The 17,997-nt window shown below is 71.6% G+C and carries 15 protein-coding genes; 8 read left to right on the top strand and 7 right to left on the bottom strand.

The window, feature by feature from the left end; all coding sequences use genetic code 11:
- The first annotated feature begins 150 nt into the window (after positions 1-150).
- The 4 genes from K8612_RS25145 (at position 151) to K8612_RS25160 (ending at position 3,934) form a co-directional block, all read left to right on the top strand.
- Positions 151-1,374: a zinc-dependent alcohol dehydrogenase gene (locus K8612_RS25145; protein ID WP_223738890.1), complete on the top strand. Its 1,224-nt coding sequence runs from the start codon at positions 151-153 to the stop codon at positions 1,372-1,374.
- An 88-nt stretch (positions 1,375-1,462) separates the two neighbouring features.
- The gene (locus K8612_RS25150; protein WP_223764150.1) at positions 1,463-2,020 is read left to right on the top strand and encodes a helix-turn-helix domain-containing protein; all 558 of its coding nucleotides are present in this window, start codon (positions 1,463-1,465) and stop codon (positions 2,018-2,020) included.
- 67 nt (positions 2,021-2,087) lie between these two features.
- A complete protein-coding gene (locus K8612_RS25155) occupies positions 2,088-3,581 on the top strand; it encodes a hypothetical protein (protein WP_223764151.1) in 1,494 nt (497 codons plus the stop codon).
- Entirely contained in the window at positions 3,575-3,934 is a 360-nt protein-coding gene (locus tag K8612_RS25160; RefSeq protein WP_223764152.1) for a DUF2019 domain-containing protein, read from the top strand. The genes K8612_RS25155 and K8612_RS25160 overlap by 7 nt, the downstream gene beginning before the upstream one ends.
- 15 nt (positions 3,935-3,949) lie before the next feature.
- Here K8612_RS25160 and K8612_RS25165 read toward each other — a convergent pair whose 3' ends face one another.
- The gene (locus K8612_RS25165) at positions 3,950-4,696 is read right to left on the bottom strand and encodes a hypothetical protein (RefSeq protein WP_223764153.1); all 747 of its coding nucleotides are present in this window, start codon (positions 4,694-4,696) and stop codon (positions 3,950-3,952) included.
- 174 nt (positions 4,697-4,870) lie between these two features.
- Between K8612_RS25165 and K8612_RS25170 the strand changes: the two genes are divergently transcribed.
- On the top strand, positions 4,871-6,361 hold the full coding sequence (locus K8612_RS25170) for a hypothetical protein (RefSeq protein WP_223764154.1): 1,491 nt from the start codon (positions 4,871-4,873) through the stop codon (positions 6,359-6,361).
- A gap of 75 nt (positions 6,362-6,436) precedes the next feature.
- Here K8612_RS25170 and K8612_RS25175 read toward each other — a convergent pair whose 3' ends face one another.
- Positions 6,437-7,141 (bottom strand): hypothetical protein, encoded by a 705-nt coding sequence (locus K8612_RS25175; RefSeq protein WP_223764155.1) that lies wholly within the window; start codon positions 7,139-7,141, stop codon positions 6,437-6,439.
- A gap of 251 nt (positions 7,142-7,392) precedes the next feature.
- Here K8612_RS25175 and K8612_RS25180 point away from each other — a divergent pair, with 251 nt between their 5' ends.
- Entirely contained in the window at positions 7,393-7,923 is a 531-nt protein-coding gene (locus K8612_RS25180; protein WP_223764156.1) for a hypothetical protein, read from the top strand.
- Between the two features lie 23 nt (positions 7,924-7,946).
- Here the strand turns inward: K8612_RS25180 and K8612_RS25185 are convergent, their stop codons facing one another.
- Entirely contained in the window at positions 7,947-8,549 is a 603-nt protein-coding gene (locus tag K8612_RS25185) for a 2OG-Fe(II) oxygenase (protein ID WP_223764157.1), read from the bottom strand.
- A 95-nt stretch (positions 8,550-8,644) separates the two neighbouring features.
- On the opposite strand from K8612_RS25185, the gene K8612_RS25190 reads away from it, so the two are divergent.
- Positions 8,645-9,262: a DUF4230 domain-containing protein gene (locus K8612_RS25190; RefSeq protein ID WP_223764158.1), complete on the top strand. Its 618-nt coding sequence runs from the start codon at positions 8,645-8,647 to the stop codon at positions 9,260-9,262.
- A 30-nt stretch (positions 9,263-9,292) separates the two neighbouring features.
- Here K8612_RS25190 and K8612_RS25195 read toward each other — a convergent pair whose 3' ends face one another.
- Both K8612_RS25195 and K8612_RS25200 read right to left on the bottom strand, forming a co-directional pair.
- Positions 9,293-10,549, bottom strand: a complete 1,257-nt coding sequence (locus K8612_RS25195; protein WP_223764159.1) for a tetratricopeptide repeat protein — start codon at positions 10,547-10,549, stop codon at positions 9,293-9,295.
- A gap of 35 nt (positions 10,550-10,584) precedes the next feature.
- Positions 10,585-12,630 (bottom strand): response regulator, encoded by a 2,046-nt coding sequence (locus K8612_RS25200; RefSeq protein WP_223764160.1) that lies wholly within the window; start codon positions 12,628-12,630, stop codon positions 10,585-10,587.
- 175 nt (positions 12,631-12,805) lie between these two features.
- Here K8612_RS25200 and K8612_RS25205 point away from each other — a divergent pair, with 175 nt between their 5' ends.
- Positions 12,806-13,591 (top strand): DUF2270 domain-containing protein, encoded by a 786-nt coding sequence (locus K8612_RS25205; RefSeq protein WP_223738877.1) that lies wholly within the window; start codon positions 12,806-12,808, stop codon positions 13,589-13,591.
- 1 nt (position 13,592) lies between these two features.
- Here the strand turns inward: K8612_RS25205 and K8612_RS25210 are convergent, their stop codons facing one another.
- Together K8612_RS25210 and K8612_RS25215 are read right to left on the bottom strand one after the other, a co-directional pair.
- Positions 13,593-15,509, bottom strand: a complete 1,917-nt coding sequence (locus tag K8612_RS25210) for a HEAT repeat domain-containing protein (RefSeq protein WP_223764161.1) — start codon at positions 15,507-15,509, stop codon at positions 13,593-13,595.
- An 88-nt stretch (positions 15,510-15,597) separates the two neighbouring features.
- On the bottom strand, positions 15,598-17,781 hold the full coding sequence (locus K8612_RS25215; protein ID WP_223738875.1) for a hypothetical protein: 2,184 nt from the start codon (positions 17,779-17,781) through the stop codon (positions 15,598-15,600).
- Between the last annotated feature and the right edge of the window lie 216 nt (positions 17,782-17,997).

Genomic DNA, 17,997 nt, shown 5'->3' on the forward strand with positions numbered 1-17,997 from the left:
CGCCCGCCCTCCTGCGGAGGGAGCGCTGCGCCTGTCCTGCCCCGCTCCACCGCCGTGGCCAGAGTCCAGACGAACGGGTCCCGTGCGCCTTCGTGACAGCGCCGTGGGCCTTCACGTCTTTCGAGGCCCTGGCGGGGCAAGGAGCGGAACATGAAGGCAGTCGTTTTCCATGGCATCGGGGACATCCGGCTGGACGACGTCGCGGAGCCGAAGCTGAAGGAGCCCACGGACGCCATCATCCGGCTGACCGCCAGCGCCATCTGCGGCACGGACCTGCACATGATCCGCGGCACCATGCCCGGCATGAAGCCCGGCACCATCCTCGGCCACGAAGGCGTGGGCGTCATCGAGGAGCTGGGCAAGGACGTGCGCAACTTCAATGTGGGTGACCGCGTGGTCATCTGCTCCACCATCGGGTGCGGCAACTGCTCGTACTGCCGCGCGGGCTACTATGCCCAGTGCAACGACGCGAACCCCCATGGCCCCGACGCGGGCACGGCCTTCTTCGGCGGCCCGGAGATGACAGGCCCCTTCGACGGCATGCAGGCGGAGAAGGCGCGCATCCCGCACGCGGCGGTCACCATGGTGAAGGTGCCCGAGGGCGTCACCGACGACCAGGCCATCCTGGTCTCCGACATCTTCCCCACGGGCTACTTCGGCGCGGAGATGGCGGAGATCAAACCGGGTGACACCGTGGCGGTGTTCGGCTGCGGCCCGGTGGGCCTGTTCGCCATCGTGAGCGCGAAGCTGTTGGGCGCGGGGCGCATCTTCGCCATCGACTGCCACGAGGACCGGCTGGCGCTCGCGAAGGCCCAGGGCGCGGAGGTCATCCACTTCGAGGAGGAGGACCCGGTGGAGACGCTCAAGCGCTTCACCGGCGGCATCGGCGTGGACCGCGCCATCGACGCGGTGGGCGTGGACGCGCAGCACGCGCACCTCGGCCCGGCCGCCAGGAAGGCCAGGGCGGAGAAGCCCGAGTTCAAGCGCGAGGTGGAGCAGGTCGCGCCCAAGCAGAACCCGGACGGAGACAACTGGGTGCCCGGCGACGCGCCGTCGCAGGCCGCGCAGTGGGCGGTGCAGGCGCTGGCCAAGGCGGGCACGCTGTCCATCATTGGCGTGTACCCGCAGACGATGAACGCGTTCCCCATTGGCGAGGCGATGAACAAGAACCTCACCCTGCGTATGGGCAACTGCAACCACCGCAAGTACATCCCCAAGCTGCTGGAGCTGGTGCGCTCCGGCGCGGTGGACCCCACGGCCATCCTGAGCCACGTGAAGTCCATGGCCTCCGCCATCGACGCGTACCGCAACTTCGACCTGCGCAAGCCGGGCTGGGTGAAGGTGGAGCTGGAGCCGGGCGCCACGCTCCAGTGACGCGTCACGCGTCCGAAACAGCGGGGCGATAGCGGAGGAGATCCGACGAGATGGCATGAGCGCCAATGCGTTGGCAGAATGCCAGCGCATGAGCGATGAGGACCTTCCCGGCAGGCTGGCACGCAACCTGCGGACGCTGCGGGAGACGCGAGGGGCCACGCAGGTGCAGTTGGCGAAGTTGGCGGGCGTGCCCCGGGCCACCTGGGCGCATCTGGAGTCCGGCGCGGCGAACCCCACGCTGTCGGTGCTGCACCGGGTGGCGGGGGCGCTCCAGGTGTCCCTGGAGGAGCTGCTGGCCCGGCCCAAGGCGAGCGCCCGGCACTACCGGAAAGACAGCCTGCCCATGAAGCAGCGAGGCGCGGCCTTCCTGCGCAAGCTGCTGCCGGATCCGCTGCCGGGCATGGAGTTCGACCGGATGGAGCTGCCACCCAAGGCGCGCATCACCGGCGTGCCCCACACGCCGGGCACGCGCGAGTACCTGGCCTGTGAGTCCGGCACGATCGCGCTGGTGGCCAGCGGCGAGCGGTTCATCCTCGAAGCCGGCGACGTCGTCGTCTTCCGGGGAGACCAGAAGCACTCCTACGAGAACCCCGGCGCGCGTACGGCGGTGGGATACTCCGTCGTGCTGCTCGCGCCGTCGCTGTGAGCGTGTCGGACCGGGGTGGAAGCATTCGGGGCGTTCCCCATCCAGATGGGCTCCCCGGAGAGAGCTGATGCGCGTGAGTGTCGTGGCGCTGTTCGTGGCCCTGCTGCTGGTGGGCTGCGCGGGCGTGGAGACCTCCTCCACCCGAGGGAGTTCACGAACCTTCCGCCAGAGCGCTCCACGGGCATCGGACGCGTCCGACGAGGAGCAGGGCGGTCAACGACTCCACCGGCGTCAACCCCTCCGCGTACCGGCAGGGACGGTCATCCTCGCACCCGCCGGGAAGGTTTCGCGGGAGGCCCTGGAGATGGGCCTGCTGGACGTGGACGCCTTCGAGCAGTTGCTGGTCCGTGCCGGACTGGAGGACGTGGACGCGCTGCCCCTGCGCCGCAATCCCTTCACGCCGGACGACGCGGTGGAGGTGCTGGGCCGGCTGATGGAGGAGCCGGTGACGCTCGGCACCTTCCCGCCGCGCATGGTGGCGGGGTTCCTGCTGCGGGAAGTGTTGGAGCGCGGCGAGGTCTCCCGCGAGGAGCTGGCGCGGCGGGTGAATCGCTTCGCCCGCGAGCAGGTGGCGGTGCTTCGGCCGGATGGATACCTCGCGTGGGCGCTCACCGGGCGCACACAGCAGAAGGTCGCGCCCATCGTGTGGAGGAACGGCGCCTTCCGCGCGGGCAGCTTCGAACTGGGACGTTTCTACAGCGGCAGGGGCGGAGTCTTTCGTCCAGTCGATGCGCAACTGCACGCGTCGGACCCAAGGCCGCTGGCCGAGGTGTACGACGACGCGGACGTCGTCAGCCGCTCGCTGGACGGCGCGGAGGACGCCTTCGTGGAGCTGTACCACGCACTGGGACAGGTCCTCTCTCGCCCCGCCGACAGCCTCGCGGGACTGCGCAACCTCCCCGCGGGCGTCGTGGCACTCATCGCGTCGTCGCCCGGGTACTGGGAGCGCTTCCAGTACATGACGGCCGGCGAGCAGATCCGCGAGACGGCCCGGCTGACGACGAGCGTCGTTGCCATCTGGGGCGCGGCGGCGACCACGACGCGGACACTGAAGGGGCTGGCGTCAGGGATTGATGCCACGGTGCCCGTGCTGTCGCTGTCGGCGGAGGGGGCGCTGGTGCTGGAGCGCATCTCGGTCCCGGTGGGACGCACGGCGGCGGTGTTGAGCAGCGCTCCCGGTGCGGCCATCATCCTCCAGCGTGTCGAGGACTCAAGCCCAGGTGACTCACCCTCAAGCGGGCCCAAGGGCTACGCGTCCTTCAAGTCGTTCAAGCGGGCCATGGGGCCAGCGGGGAATGGAAAGGAGTGGCACCACATCGTGGAGCAGACGGATGGAAACGTGGCGCGCTTCGGGCCCCAGGCGCTCCACAACACGGAGAACGTCATCCCGCTCGACAAGGCACTTCATGGCTCGGTGAGTGCGTTCTATTCGTCGCACCAGTATCGGATCACAGGCTCGACGTCGCTGACCGTCCGGCAGTGGCTGAGCACCCAATCATTCGAAGCCCAAAGTGCATTCGGGCTGCGCGCCATCGAGAACATTCGGAGCGGACTATGGTAGCGAAAGACCTTGAGAAGCTCGTCGCGAAGTTCGAGCAGCATGCGGCGGCGCAAACAGAAGCCATCATGCGAGGCGACGCGAAAGCCGCGAACAAGCATGCGAAGGAGTCCATTGCAGCATTCAATCGGCTGAGAACCCACGGAGACGTGGGACGGGACGCACTCGCAACCCTCTTCACCCATCCACGCATGGATGTTCGAACGGCAGCCGCGGCACTGCTCCTGCGGCATCGCACCGCTGAAGCCAAGGCCGTGCTGGAGGAGGCAGCGAAGGGAAAAGGGCTGATCCCCTTCGAAGCGCAGGAGGCCCTGAAGCGCTGGGAAGAAGGGACCTGGGCTCTGGACCCCGCTTGAGCCAGCCCCCCCCCGCTACGCCCCACCGCCCTGCCACGTCAGCATCCCCATCACGCCCACGTCGCGGGCTCCTCCCGCGTGGAGCCTCCAGGGCACCGCCACTCCGAACTCCAGGGACTTCAGCGGGCGCGCCAACAGCCCCGGTGACAGGAGCAAGGTGGACGTTCCGTCCTCGTCCCTCCACCCGGCCTCCACCATGGGCCGCAGCGGCCCCAGGGCCAGCACCGCTCCGGCCGCGAAGTCCGGATGCAGCTCGCTTCCCAGGCCGCGCACCCCGGGCAGCTCCTCCGCCTTCAACTGGAGGTTGAAGCCCACCGGCCCCACGTCCTGATACGCCAGCAGGTAGGGCTCGAAGCCCGGGCGGAAGCGGTCGTCCGTGAGGTCTCGCGTGGCCTCCAGGTCCATGCCCAGGCTCAACGTGAAGCCCCGCCGTCTGTCATTGACCAGCGCCAGGGCGATGCCCGCCTCCGCCGTGTCCAACCCTCGCGGATCCTCCGGCGTCGTCAGCGCCACCTTCGCTTCCAACTGCACGCGGTCGCTCAGGCCGTACTCGCCGCGCACCGGCAGCTCGAAGCGCGTCTCCCCGTCCTGACGCGTCCACTCCAGCCCCGTGCCCAGCTCCACCTGCCCCCGCTGCTGAGGCGGCGCTCCATCTCCCAGAAAGAACTCCTGCACCCGCCCCTGCACCCCCTCCTCCGCCAACGCGGGCACCGAGAAGAGGCCCAGCAGTCCCACCGTGACGAGCCGCCGTCCGTTCGCCATGCCCCCATGCTGGACACGGCCCTCAGCCTCCGGGGCCCCTCCGCCGTGCGCCCCACCGCCCGGCTGCCCGCCCGCTTCGGGAACAATCCGTGACGCTGGGCCTCCGCGTGGAGGCTTGCATCACCGTGCGTGAGGGTGGCAAGCCTGCGCTCCCTCTTCTTCGAGACCGACCCCATGCCCCTCCCCTCCGCTCGACACACCGTGGCCCTGCTGGCGCTGGGCCTCACCGCCTGTGGCGGCAAGGACGTGCGCCCCGTCACCGACCCCTGCGTGGAGAGCACCGCCGCCGACCCGGCCAGCGGGACGTGCGCGCCCCTGCGGTTGCAGTGCGAGAAGGACCTGAGCGGCTTCAAGACGGACCGCTACGTCTGGCGCGACCGCGACTGTCACGTGCGCTCCGTGTCGCTCGTGCGCAACGACGCGGCGGACCCCGCGGGCTGGAACGGCGGCTACATCCGCCGCTACACCTACGAGGTCGCCGGCGCCGAGCGCGTCTGCGACGGCCAGAGCCCGCAGGTGCCCGGCTGGGGCATGGTGACCAGCCACCTGAAGGAAGGCCAGACGTGGGGCGCCTGGACGCAGGACGTGCGCGGCACCGGCCGCTTCGTCTTCAAGGGCGCGCACCACGCGCTGCACGAACTGAAGTGGCCCCTGTCGCTGGACGGCCGCGTGGTGCAGGTGACCGTGCAGTACCTCTTCGCCACCGGCCGCGACCACCCGCTGTACGCCATCACCCACGACGCGTCCGGCTTCCCCGCGAACCAGATTGAAGCCGACGTGCGCTCGCCCTACGGCGACCTGGCCTTCGACGGCAACGCCAACACGGACATCGCCGGACTGGGCTGGGGTGACCGCTACCGCTTCGTCACGCTGGCCTCCCCCGTGACGATGAACACCGGCTGGGACTACCGCGAACCCAACGTCGTCCCCTACACGCGCATGTGGACCGCCGCCCCGGACGCGGAGATGGGCGCCGTGCAGACCCAGACGTGGGAGCAGAAGCCCGCGGGCGGCTACTGGCTGTATCCGGAGTGGGGCACGCGCCACGCCGAGGGCCCCATGCCCGTGGACTACAACTGGCCCTACCAGCTCAACCAGTACGAGCTGCCCGCCGTCACGAACTCCCACCGGCTCGCGTGGGGCAGCAACTTCGGCGCGGTGGGCCTCTCGCGGTACCCGCGCCTGGGTGACGACGGCGTGATGCTCTCCGGCCACCCCTACCAGAGCTACTCCGTCTTCATGGTGCTGGGCACGCACACGGCCAACCCCGTGCTGTCGCTCGCGTCGGAGGTGGAGGCCTGGCAGGGCGTGAAGCTCACCGCCTCCGAGGGCACCGTGCGCACGCGCGGGCCGGGCGGCGTGGGCCGGACCGACTCCGTCACCTACGACGTCCCCGGCTACAACCCCGTCTACGCCACGTGGGAGGTGGACGCCGCCTCCAACCGCGTGACGCTGGCGTTCGACACCTCGGGGCGCACGCTCGCGCGCCCCATGCTGGTGGTGCACGGCTACACCGCCACCACCGCGCCGAAGACGGTCACCCTGGAGGGCCAGCCGCTCGCCGCGGACACGGACTACTTCGCGTCCGTGGACGTGGAGGGCCAGGCGCTCTGGCTCACGCTCCAGCGCGACCTGAAGGGCACCGCCACCCTGAAGGTGCAGTAGCCCCTCGCGCGGGACGGGCCCCTGGCACCCTCGCGAGTGCCCGGGGCCTCCCCTTCAGCGCTTCACGCCGGAGCGTCAGTCCGCGTCGCCGCTGCCGCCGTAGCCCTGCGGGGCCTGCGAGCGCAGCCGCTGCCACTCGGCGCGGGCGTCCTGCTCCACGCGCTTCTGCTCGCCCAGGCGGCGCCGGGCGTCCTCCACCTCGCGCTTGGCCTCCGCGACGGCGGCCAGGTAGTTCGCCTCGGACATGTCCCTGGCGCGCACGTCACCGCTGCGCTCCAGCGCCTTGTACTGGGCCAGGTTGAGCTCCGCGTCCGCCACCTTCAGCTCGGCGTCGCGCAGGTCCTTCTCCACCTTGGCGGTGTCCGTCTTGCGCTCGTGCCAGGCCACCTCGGCGTCCGCGGCGGCGCGTCCCGCCTCCGCGCCCTGGAGCTTGGACTGCGCCTGCGCGATGGGGGCCTGCTGACCGGTGGCCTGGGCGGCCTTCACCGCGGCCCGCTCCGCCTCCATGCGGCTTTCGGCGGCGTCGCCGTTGCGGCGGGCCACCTCCGTGGCGCGCTCGGCGTCGCGCACCGCCACCTCGGCGCGCGTCACGTTGTCGGCGGCCTTGGTGCGGGCCAACTGCGCGTCACGCACCTCGCCCAGTTGGTCCTCGGGGACACGCGCCATCATCGCGTCGTCCACGCGAGCCGCCTTGGAGCTGCCGCACCCGGCGGTGAACGCCATGGTCGCCCCCACCGCCAGTCCCATCACCCAATGACGCTTCGTCCTGTTCTGGAACATGCTCTCAATCCCCCGTACGAGATGACTGGGGAAGAACCTAGACACGCCCCCGTCACGCGACAGGTGCCACGGACGCCGCCGTTCCCCCTGGAATCCGCCCGCGTCCGGGCCGGCCGGGGAGCAGGCAGGCTCCGGCCCCTCACCGCTCCGCGCCGTTGCGGTCCGGCACTTTCGTCACGGGGCATGTCCCAACCCGGACGGGGTGCGTGTCTCAAGGTCGCGCGAACGACGCGCTACCAGGGAGGGACCACATGAAGCGAACCGGCTGGGGATTCGTGCTGGGGACGGGCTGCGCGATGTTGATCGCGGCCTGCGGCGCCGGCACCGAGGACGTCGAGGACCTCGAGGGCACGGAGTCCGTGAAGATGAGCATCTCGCTGGCGGGGGACGCGTGCGGCGTCACCTCGGCCGCGGCGACCGTGAGCGCGCCGGACCTTCCGCCCGCGTATCCCCAATCCCTCTCCGTGGGGAACGGCTACATCGAGGGCTACCTGAGCAACATCCCCGTCGGGCCCCGGCGCGTCGTGGAGGTGCGGGCCTACAACCGCGCGGGGCTGGAGGTGTACGCCGGCAGCACGGCCGTGGACGTGTACTCGGGCTCCGTGGCGTACGCGCAGCTCCAACTGAAGCGCAACCCGCAGAACTGCCCGGGCACCGGGACGGGCGACATCTACATCATCGGTACGCTGGAGGGCACCGGTCCGTCCTACGACGGAGGCCCGGGCCCGACCTACGATGCGGGGCCCATCTACGACGCGGGCAGCGCGTTCGACGCGGGTTAGAACGCCCGGAGGCGCCGTGGCGCTCAGATGCCCCGGCCGTAGAACCACGCGGTGAGGGCCAGGCGGGTGGCGTGGGCGGGCAGCACCTCGTGCTCCAGCCGCTCGCTCAGGAACACCACCAGGCGGTCCAGCACCGGCGCCACCTCCACGGGAGCGCCGGTGTCATCCGGGAACAGGCGCAGCACGCCGCCGTGCTCCGGCCTCCAATCCGCGTTCGCGTACCAGATGGCGGTGAGCCGGCGGTTGGACTGTCCGGGGAACGCATCGCGGTGGCGGGCGTAGTGGGCACCGCCGCCGGGATAGCAGGCGAGCTGCAAATCGAAGCGCCCCAGCCCCAGGTACGCGCCCACGGACACGGCCTCTCCCAGTGACTGGAAGCGGTGCCACAGGGCTTCGAGTTCGGGGGCGGCGCCGGGCAAGACCCATTCAATGTGGTCGCCGCGCACGGATGTATCGAGCGCGTGGGCCGCGCCGCGCCGGATGCCCGCGGGCTTCAGCATCCCGGCCTCTACTCGCGCGAGCGCCGCGGCCCGTGCCGCCAGCGCTCGCGCTTCGCCAAGGAAGGCATCCCGCACGAAGAATCCCTGGGAACCCAGGGCCTCCGCCTCCACGTCCGTCAGCTCCATCCTGCGTGACTCCTTCGCGAGTCCCTGTCCGGAAGCCCGCGTCCGACACGCTGCACCAGGACGCCCCCGGTGCGGAAGCGGGTAGACTTTCCCCCATGGCGAAGAACGTCACGCGAGCCCTCTCCCTCCTCGCCGCGGTCGCGCTCGGCGCGCTGGGGGCCTGGGTGCTGCTGCGCCCCACGTCTCCCCGGCTGCCGGACACGGCGGCGGTCGTGGAGCAGATGCGGGAGGTGGCCCGGCTGGAGACGCTGGACGTGTCCCTCTACAAGAAGGTCACGTTCACGCCGGAGCCGCAGGCCACGGACGCGCTGTGGAAGGACGTGCTGCTCTGGGCCAGCTACACGCTCCAGAACCCGCACGGGCGCGCCATCGTGTTCGCGGACGCGCACCTGGGGTTCGACTTCCAGCGCTTCGACGCCAGCCACCTGCGCGCCGTGGGCACGCGCGTGGACGTGCTCCTGCCGCCGCTCCAGGTCACGGTGGCCCTGCGGCCCGGGGAGACGGAAGTCATCGACTCCAACCTGGACAGCGCGCAGACGGCGCAACTGCTGGAGAAGGCGCGGCTGGCGTTCGAGCGGGAGGTGCGGCAGGACCGGCGCCTCCAGGAGAAGGCGCGTCAGTCCGCGGAGCGCTCGCTGCGGGGCCTGCTGCTCACGCTGGGCTTCCGTGAGGTGCGCTTCGTGGAGACCCTCCCGGTGGGGAGCGCGGGATGACGGAACGCCTGGAGCTGATTCAAGGAGACATCACGCGCTCCGCAGCACATCCCCATCCAGCACGAACACACCTGGAACCCCGTCCGGCGCATGCCCCAGCGCCGCGAGCCTCCGCACCGACTCACCGTCCGACTCACGGCACAGGAGCGCCACCTCGCGCCGGCCCAGGCTCACGCGCAGGGGGCCTCCGCCCGTGGCGGCCTCCAGCCTGCGGCGCTGGGCCTTCGTGAGCAGCCGCGCGCCGTCGTGCCCGTCGCCGCCCGCCACCGCCCAGATGCCTGAGAACGCCTCCGCCAGCCGCACCTCGCCCTGGTCGATGACGACGGGCCGCACGTCCGCGGGCCTGAGCTCCAGGTGGTGCCACGCCGCCGCGTCCACCGCTTCGAGCGTGAGCCCCGCATCCTTCAGCGCGGAGGCCGGCAGGTAGCGCACGAACTCCGCGTCCTCCAGCACGTAGAAGACCTCCAGCCCCGCAGGCCCCGGACGGAACAGCGCGCCCTGGGTCCCCGCCACGAACCCTGAAGGCCGCAGCACCGGGCGCAGCGCCTCCAATGACACCCCCGTGGGCCCCACCCCCGAGGACAACCCACCCAGCCTCGACGCCAGCGCCTCCACGTGCGCGGTGAGCCCCTGCGCGCCCGGTGCCTCCTGATACGCGGCATACAGCGAGCCCACGTCCACGCGGCCCACGCCCCCCGAGGCCAGCTTCACCAGCAGGTCTCGCCCCTGACGCCGGAAGCCCACGCCCGCGCGGCCCAGCGCGGCGGTGAGCGCGGCGGTGAACTCCGGACGCAGCACCTGCTCCTCCGGCGCGGGCGGCGGAGGCAGGTCCGCGGCCTCCAGCTCCGCGCGCAAGAGCTTCGCCTCCGCGTCGAAGGGGTCCCGCTCCACGGCCTCCGCCACGTAGGCGCGGGCGCGCGCACCCTCGCCCTGCCGCAGCGCGAGCACGGCCAGCACCTTGAGGGCCTCCGGGTCGCCGGGGCTCAGGACCAGGGCCTCCCGCAGCTCGGCCTCCGCCTCCCGGTGCCGCTCCAATCCCAGCAACGCGCGCGCGAGCCCCAGGCGCACCTGGAGGTCCTTGGGGAAGTCCCGCCGCAGGGCCTGCATCAACGGCAGGGCTTCGCGCTCCGCGTCCGCGTTGACCAGCGCATGCGCCACGGTGAGGCGCAGCGTGGGGCCGGGCGCGCGCGCGGCCTCGTCACGCAGCGCCTCCAGCTCCGCGCCGCTGAGCACTTCACCCGCCTCCACCTTGCGGCGCAGGCGCTCCAGTTCCGCCGGGGAAATCACGCGCGGACTCTACTCCCTCCGGAGCTCCAGCCCCGTCAATGCGTCACGTCGTGCGGCCCCTCCTGCTCGGCCGTCTCCTCCTCGCCCCGGCTCTGGGAGAGGAAGTCATCCAGCGCGCCCACGTCGATGGGCTTGCGGAACACGGCATCCACCTGCGCCAGGCTCGCGCGGTTCTGCCCCCGCACGTCCATGCCGGTGACGATGGCCAGCAAGGCGTGGGGCGTGCGCCGCCGCAGCTCTCGCGCCAGCTCCCAGCCCGTCATCTCCGGCATCACCGCGTCCAGCAGCGCGGCGTCGTAGGGGCGCTTCTCCCAGATGCGCAGGGCCACGTCCGGGCTGTGCGCCACCTGCACCTCGTAGCCCTCCTCGCCCAGGACCTCGGCCATCATCCGCGCGTTGTCCAGGTCGTCGTCCACCACCAGCACGCGGCGCGCGCGCCCGGGCATGCGCGGCAGGCGTCCCGGCGCCTGCGCTCGCGGCGGCTCGGCGGACACGGGCGCCCCCGCCGCGACGTCGCGGAAGCGCGGCAGCCGCACGATGAAGTTCGCGCCCGAGCCGTCCCGCCGGTTCTCCACCGTCAGCTCTCCGCCCCAGCGCTGCACCTGCGTGCGCGCCACCGCCAGGAACAGCGAGAACTGCGGCGCCCCCGGGTCCCGGCGCAGCGGGTCGAACAGGCCCGCCAGTTCGTCCTGCGCGTAGGGCCGCCCCCCGTCCTCGATGCGCAGGTCCAGCCAGTCCTCCCCGGCGGGACGGGAGCGGACCACCAGCGTGCCGCCCTCCTCCATCCGGTCGCGCGCGGACAGCATCAGGTTGACGATGAGCTCGCGGAAGAAGCCCGCGTCCGCCTTCACGCCCCACGGGAAGCCCAGGTCCAGCTCCGTGTGCACCGGGTGCTGGCGCTGCTCCAGCTCTCCTCGCGCCAGCTCCAGCGCCTCGCGCACCGTCTGGTCCACCGGCACGTTGCCCAGGCGCTCCTCGGTGCGCTGCACGCTGAACTCCTGCAGCCGCGCCACCAGCTCGCCGATGTTGCGCACCGTCTTGTCCAGCGCCTCGACGTGCTCGGGTTTGTATTCGCGTTGCAGCAGCGTGATGCGCAGCCGCAGCACGTTGAGGAAGTTGTTGAGCGCGTGCGCGGCGCCGCTTGCCAGTTGTCCCAGCGCCTGCTGCCGGGTGCGCCGCAGGAGCTGTCCCTGGAGCCTGCGCACCTCGTCGTGCGCGTTCTCCAGGGCCTTGGTCTTCACCGCGGCCTCGGTGCGGTCGCTGAAGGTCTGGATGACGCCCGCCAGGACCTGGTCCTCCTCCCACACCGGCGTGGCGCTCATCTCCAGCGTGGCGTCCCCGCCGCCGGGGCGCTCCACCTGCATCATCACGCCGCGCACCGGCGCCTTCTCGCGCAGCGCGCGCAGGAAGGGCATGTCCTGCACCTTGAAGGGCTCCCCCGTGGGGTGCCTCGCGTTGACCTGGGTGAGCACGGGCCCCAGCGAGCTGGCGGCCCTCGCGCCCACCACCGCGCGCATGGGCACGCCCATCAGGCGGCTCACCGGCGGCGAGGCGAAGGACACCATGCCGTCCGTCTCCGCCAGCAGGATGCCCACCTCCACGTGGTTGAGCACCGACTCCATCACCGCCGCCTCGCGGAAGCGCACCTCCTCCGTCTTGAGCACGCGCGCGTAGGAGGCCTGCGCGGACGCGTCCGCCTCCCACACCAGCTCCGACACCAGCTCCGCCACGTCCGCGTGGATGACGCCCCCGTTGCGGCGCGCATAGACGTAGAGCAGCACCTCCTGGAGCGACTTGAACTCGCGGGTCAGGTCCTCCGGGTCGAAGTTCTGGTCGTACCGGAAGGCCCCGTGCGAACGCACCACCTCCGGCCACAGCCGCACCGCGTCCTCGCCCCGGTCCTCGAGCAGCCGGGCAAGCTCATCCAACAGATGGCGCAGCGGCGCGCGCAGGTCCCGGCCGGGGACCTCCACCTCGTACGTCTCCGCGCGCAGGCGCTTGGACCAAAGGCGCGTGATGCGCTCGCCCTCGTCCGAGAGCAGCCCTGACAGCGCGGTGATGGCGGTATCGGAAGAAGGCACGCTCAAGGGCGCACGATGCGCACGCCCCGGGCGCCCGGCCACCCGCCCCCCGTCACCTCCCGGTGCGGCAATGTCAGACGTCCCACAGCGGGCGCCCGCGTCACGGGCCCCGAGCGCCCGCCTGCCCGGCCGCCCTGGCGGCGGCGAGCGGTCGTCCCCACCTTTCCAGGCACGGATGAGCACGAAGGAGCACAGGAAGAACGACCTGGAGCAGCCGGAGGTCTCCCAGCAGGCCATGGCGCAGCTCTTCCGTGGCGAGCTCAGCCGCTCGGACACGTGGCGCACGCGGCTGGACACGACGACGAACTGGGCGCTCACCACGACGGCGGCGGTCATCTCCTTCGGCTTCGCGTCGCCGGAGAGCTCGCACGTCACGTTCCTGGTGGGCATCTGGATGGTGGTGTCCTTCCTGCTCATCGAGGCGCGGCGCTACCGCTACTACGACTTGTGGAACCGCCGCGTGCGCCTGCTGGAGGACGGCTGGTGGGCGCCGATGCTGCGGCGCGAGCCGGTGGACCCGGACGCGCTGCGGGAGCTGGCGGTGGAGATGTCCCGGCCGCAGATCCAACTGTCGCTGGTGTCCGCCATCGCGACGCGGCTCAACCGCGCGTACGGGCCCATCCTCATCGTCCTGATGGTGACCTGGTTCTTCAAGGTCTACAGCCACCCGCGACCGCCGCGCGACTTCCTGGACTTCGTGGACCGCGCGCACGTGGCCTGGATTCCAGGCCCGGTGGTGATGGCCGCGCTGCTGTTCCTCACCCTGGCGGCGGCGTACCTCTTCACCGCGTCCTTCTTCATCCGCTCGCCGCTGGGGGAGCTGCGCACCCGGCCGCGTGGACGCAGGGCCGCGCTCTGGGAGTCCTTCTACCGGCCCTACGCCATCCAGCGCCGCAGGCGCCCGCGTTCCCCGGGCGGCCGCGCCAGCACGCCGCGCCCGCCCGCCCCGTTCGAGCACTGACTCAGCCGCCGAGCTGCGCGCCCACCTGCGCCATCAGCGCCATCACCCGGGCGCGCGTGGGGGCCTGCAGGTCCGGCCGCACCGCGATGGCCTGGAGCATCTGGAACACGGGCGTGCCCCCCTCCAGGTGCTGGGCCGCGACCGCCAGCAGCGCGGGCTCCTCGCCGGGCGCCAGCCCTCCGGCGACCACCCAGGCCCGCAGGTGCTCCAGGGCGTTCGCGTCCAGGGTGCGCGTGTTCAGCGCGTCCAGCAGCGCCCGCTGCACGCCCCGGTCCTTCTCCGTCTCCAGCGCGTCCAACAGCAGCCGCGTGGCCAGCTCCTGCGGGGCGCCGCGCAGCGCATCCGCCGCCGCGGCCCGCACGTCCGGGGACTCCGCGCGCAGGTGCGGCGACGCCACGTCCACCACCCGCTCCGCCCGCGTGCCGCCCAGCGCGCGCAGCGCGTGCGCCCGCGCCTCGTCCCCCGGCGCCTGGGACACGGCGGTCTCCAGCGTCCGCACCGCGGCGCGCGCCTCCGCCGACTCCGGGGCCAGGTGAGACGACCAGACGCCCAGCGCGTACGACGTCGCCCGCTCCACCGGGACGTCGTGCTCCTCGCGGGCGCGCTCCAGCAGGCGGTGGATCATCACGCCCGTCTCCGGCTCCGGCTTCGTCAGGAACCCCGCGCGCTGCACCATCATCACGTACGCGCCCGCGTGCTCCCGGGCCTCCGGCGACTGGAGGAGCGTGCGCAGCGTGGCCTGCGCCTGCGCGTGGCCCGCGCCCACCAGCAGGTCCAGCATCAGCTCGCGCATGGCGGGCTTCGTGCCCGGCTTCAGGAACAGGCGCGCCAGCTCCTGGCAGCGCTTCGGCTCCAGCGTCAGCGCCGCGATGGCCCGCCGCGCGAACACGTCCAGCCCCGCGATGGCGTCCGGGCCGCTGGCGTTCTCCAGCGTCTCCAGCAGCTCCTCCACCGTCATCCCGTCCGCCTGGCCGCGCAGCGCCGCCGTCTCCGGATCCATCTCGAAGGCGATCTGCGACGGCGTGCGCACCACCATCTTCTGTTCGTCCGGCGCCGGCAGGGGCTGCATCTCCCGCGACTGGTAGGTCAGCCGCAGGCGCAGCCGCTTGGACAGGAGCACGCGCCCGTCCGTGCCCAGCGCGTCCAGCACCTCGTCCTGGGTGATGGCGACGAGGCGCCCTTCCGCGTCGCGGTCGAAGGTCGTGAGCGAGCCCAGCTCCTGCTTCGCCACCGTCGCCGCGCCCGCCGCGCGCAGGCTCTGGTAGCGCGTCCTGCGGCGCGTCAGCCGCGAGGTGTCCCCGGGCTCGAAGGCGAACGCCGACGCCACGTCGCCCGTCTGCGTGGACTCGGTGGCGGTCCAGGACGCTTCGTCGCGCAGCTCGGAGGGGAACAGCTCCGCCGCCAGCGTCTGCGCGAACTGGCGGAACAGCGGGGGCTCCGCCTCGGAGAAGCGCACCGCCTGGAGCGCGCCGCGCGCATCCAGTTCCAACCACGCGCTGGCGGTGTCCGGCAGGTGGGCCTGGAGCGCCGCCGCGTCCGGCAGCAGCGCCTGTCCGGCGAGGACCGCTTCGTGCCGCGCCAGCCGGCGCAGCGTCAGGCGCAGCCGGGTGCCCGTCGCGCGCGTCTCCAACGCCTGGAGCGTCAGCTCGCCGTCCAGGTGCAGCACGCCCTCCAGCTCCTGGGCCTTCGCGTCCGGCGCCGGCATGGGCAGCGCCACGCGCGTCAGGTCATCCCAGACGAGGTGGAAGGTGTGCGCCTCGCCCACGCGCCAGCGGAACAGCGGCAGCCGGTGGGAGGACTCGGAGGCCTGCACCGTCGCGGCGGACGGAGAAGACCCGGACAGCCAGAAGGGCAACGCTCCCAGGCACACCAGGGCACCCAGGCCGGCCACGCCACGAACGAGGGTCGAGCGACGCATGAAACACTCCGCGAAGGAAAAGTCGAAGAAGGTGGGGAACCACGCCCCGGGGCCGTGGAAGGCGGCCCCGGGGGTCATGCGAGCGCGGCTAGTAGAGCTGCGCGAGCGGCAGGTAATGCTGGTCGTTGAAGAGCTGCGCGCTGGTGCCGATGCCCGGCCACGACACGATGGGAAACTCCCCCTTCAGGAAGCCCAGCTCCGCGAACAGGGAGAGCCGGCCGTCCAGGGAGCGCAGCGTGAAGTTCAGGCTGGTGCCCAGTGACAGGAACAGCGTGTTGGGGTTCGTCGGGTGCGTCGGCGAGCTCAGCGCCACGCCGATGCGGCCCTGGAGCGGCAGCTCGAAGCGCACGAGGGTCAGCGTGCCGCGGACGCCAATCTGGAGGCCCGGGATGCCGATGGCCAGCGACACGAAGCCGTTGGCGGACGCATAGGGCCCGATGTTGCCCAGCAGGTCCAGCGTGATGAGGTTGAGCGTGCAGTCACGGCCCAGGGCGCCGCCCATCGACGCGACGATGCCCACCTCCACGGACAGGCCTCCGCTCACCGTCACGGGGATGAACCACACCATGAACGTGGCGCTCCCCTTGGCCGCGTCCTTGTCCACGAAGGGCTTGCGCTCCACGAAGGTGAAGCGCGCCGGGTAGGACTGGTCGAACGTGAAGATGGGGTTGCCCAGCACGCGCGCGCTCAGCTCCACCCGGATGGCGGAGGGCTGCGTGGACGCGCGGCCCGTCAGGTAGGCGACCTCCGTGCGCGTCGGGCTGAACACGTTCGCGTAGAGCCCCAGCTCGCTGAAGATGGCGGCGTTGGTGTCGCACCAGTTGCCGTTGAACGCGGAGCCGGGCGTGGACATCTCCCAGCCCGCGCGCAGCGAATAGCCACCGCCGAAGTTGTTGTCACCCGAGTAGCCGCCCGCGGAGAAGTCCATCCCCTGGCGCTTGGTCATGGTGACCGGGTTCGTGGGCGGCTGCTGCTTCGCCGCCTGCTCCGCCAGGTACGCCGCCAGGGCCTTGACGTAGGAGCTCACCAGCTCCGGGTTGAGCGTGTAGTCCTTCAGGTCCAGGCCCTTGATCTTCAGCCGGTCCGCGTTGCGGATGAAGCTCTCCGCGCCGAAGTCGTTGCCGGTGACGGCGAGGCACTGGCGCAGGTCCGCCTCCCGGCGGGGCACCATGACCGCGTCCACCATGGCCTTGTAGCGGCGGGGGCTCCAGTCACACACCGTCGTCTTGTCGGCGACGAGGCAGCCCTCGGCGTCCGCCTTCGCCAGCGTCTCCTCCAGGGCCTTGTCCAGGTCGTAGAGACGCTCGGCGGTCTTCTCGTCCAGCTCCACGGTGCTGAAGTCGCGGCTGCGCAGCGCCTCCGCCTCGCGCTGCCAGGCGGCATAGACGGCGTTGCGCTGGTCCAGCAGGGCGGAGAAGGCCTCCTGGCGCTGCTGCGACTCGTTGAGCACGTCGTCGGCGACATTGCTCAGCGCCTTGCTCATGGACTGGTGCCACGCGTCCGAAGGCAGCACCGCCTGGCGGGCCTCGGCGTTGTTCGCCTTCCAGGCCGCCTCGGAGGTGAACTCATAGGCCTTGGTGTTCTTGGGGTACGGCCCCGGCACGAAGCGGAAGTACGCGTTCTTCTCCACGCGCGTCTTGCCGTCCCAGACAGGCGCCAGCTTCTTCCCGTCCTTGCTGTACAGCGTGCGCTCCGCGATGCCCCCGGAGCCGTAGGCCGCGGTGAACAGCGCGCGGAAGTCATCGCCGAAGCGGCCCGCGCCCTGCTCGAAGCGGCTGTAGTCGTAGTGCTTCTCGTGCACGTACTCCTGGCACGAGCGCTCCAGCACGCCGTTGGCGTCCCACTCCTGGCGCTGCTTGTCGTACGCCTGCTCCACCTTGGTGAGGTTCTTGTAGCCCTTGCGCGCCAGCACCTGGCCGCGCTGCACCTGGCCCACGATGGACTCATCCGAACCGGAGAAGAGCGTGTTGGTGACGGCGTTGGGCTGCACGGCCACCGTCTCCACGCCGCCGCCCATGCTGTCGGGCACCAGCGCGGTGCGCTTGGGCGCGGACGTGTAGCGGGCCTTCCACTCCGACTCCATCAGGCCCTGACAATAGGCGTCGTTCTCCTGGCCGCACGCGGACGCGCGGTAGTCCACGTTGGAGCACTCGGTCAGCGTGGGCTGGGGGCAGGTGGCCGCCAGCGCCTGGGGCGCCGCCAGCGACAGGGTGGACAGCATGGCCCAGCGCACGGGGCGCGGCAGCCGGACGGGGGTTCTGCGCAAGCTCATGGACAGCCTCATCGGGGTGCGCACGGGCCAGCACGGCCCGGACGCCGCGGCCCATGAGCACGATGCGTGCCGGGCCTCTTCACCCCGCGCCTCAGGGGGAAGCGCGCGAGCCGTGAGGCCCCCCAGACCACAAACGGCAAGAACCGCCGTTGCCCCGCGGGCAACGACAGACGCCGCGGCCTGGCGCCTCGATACACGTTCGGCACATGTGTCGGG

This window comes from Corallococcus sp. AS-1-6 (genome assembly GCF_020037015.1).
GTDB lineage: Bacteria > Myxococcota > Myxococcia > Myxococcales > Myxococcaceae > Corallococcus.

Bases quoted from the DNA above. Each gene is read 5' to 3' on its own strand.
- K8612_RS25215 (WP_223738875.1), bottom strand. From the start codon at position 17,781: ATGAGCTTGCGCAGAACCCCCGTCCGGCTGCCGCGCCCCGTGCGCTGG.
- K8612_RS25175 (WP_223764155.1), bottom strand. From the start codon at position 7,141: ATGTTCCAGAACAGGACGAAGCGTCATTGGGTGATGGGACTGGCGGTG.
- K8612_RS25160 (WP_223764152.1), top strand. From the start codon at position 3,575: ATGGTAGCGAAAGACCTTGAGAAGCTCGTCGCGAAGTTCGAGCAGCAT.
- K8612_RS25150 (WP_223764150.1), top strand. From the start codon at position 1,463: ATGAGCGATGAGGACCTTCCCGGCAGGCTGGCACGCAACCTGCGGACG.
- K8612_RS25190 (WP_223764158.1), top strand. From the start codon at position 8,645: ATGGCGAAGAACGTCACGCGAGCCCTCTCCCTCCTCGCCGCGGTCGCG.
- K8612_RS25165 (WP_223764153.1), bottom strand. From the start codon at position 4,696: ATGGCGAACGGACGGCGGCTCGTCACGGTGGGACTGCTGGGCCTCTTC.
- K8612_RS25155 (WP_223764151.1), top strand. From the start codon at position 2,088: ATGCGCGTGAGTGTCGTGGCGCTGTTCGTGGCCCTGCTGCTGGTGGGC.
- K8612_RS25170 (WP_223764154.1), top strand. From the start codon at position 4,871: ATGCCCCTCCCCTCCGCTCGACACACCGTGGCCCTGCTGGCGCTGGGC.
- K8612_RS25210 (WP_223764161.1), bottom strand. From the start codon at position 15,509: ATGCGTCGCTCGACCCTCGTTCGTGGCGTGGCCGGCCTGGGTGCCCTG.
- K8612_RS25145 (WP_223738890.1), top strand. From the start codon at position 151: ATGAAGGCAGTCGTTTTCCATGGCATCGGGGACATCCGGCTGGACGAC.
- K8612_RS25185 (WP_223764157.1), bottom strand. From the start codon at position 8,549: ATGGAGCTGACGGACGTGGAGGCGGAGGCCCTGGGTTCCCAGGGATTC.
- K8612_RS25180 (WP_223764156.1), top strand. From the start codon at position 7,393: ATGAAGCGAACCGGCTGGGGATTCGTGCTGGGGACGGGCTGCGCGATG.
- K8612_RS25205 (WP_223738877.1), top strand. From the start codon at position 12,806: ATGAGCACGAAGGAGCACAGGAAGAACGACCTGGAGCAGCCGGAGGTC.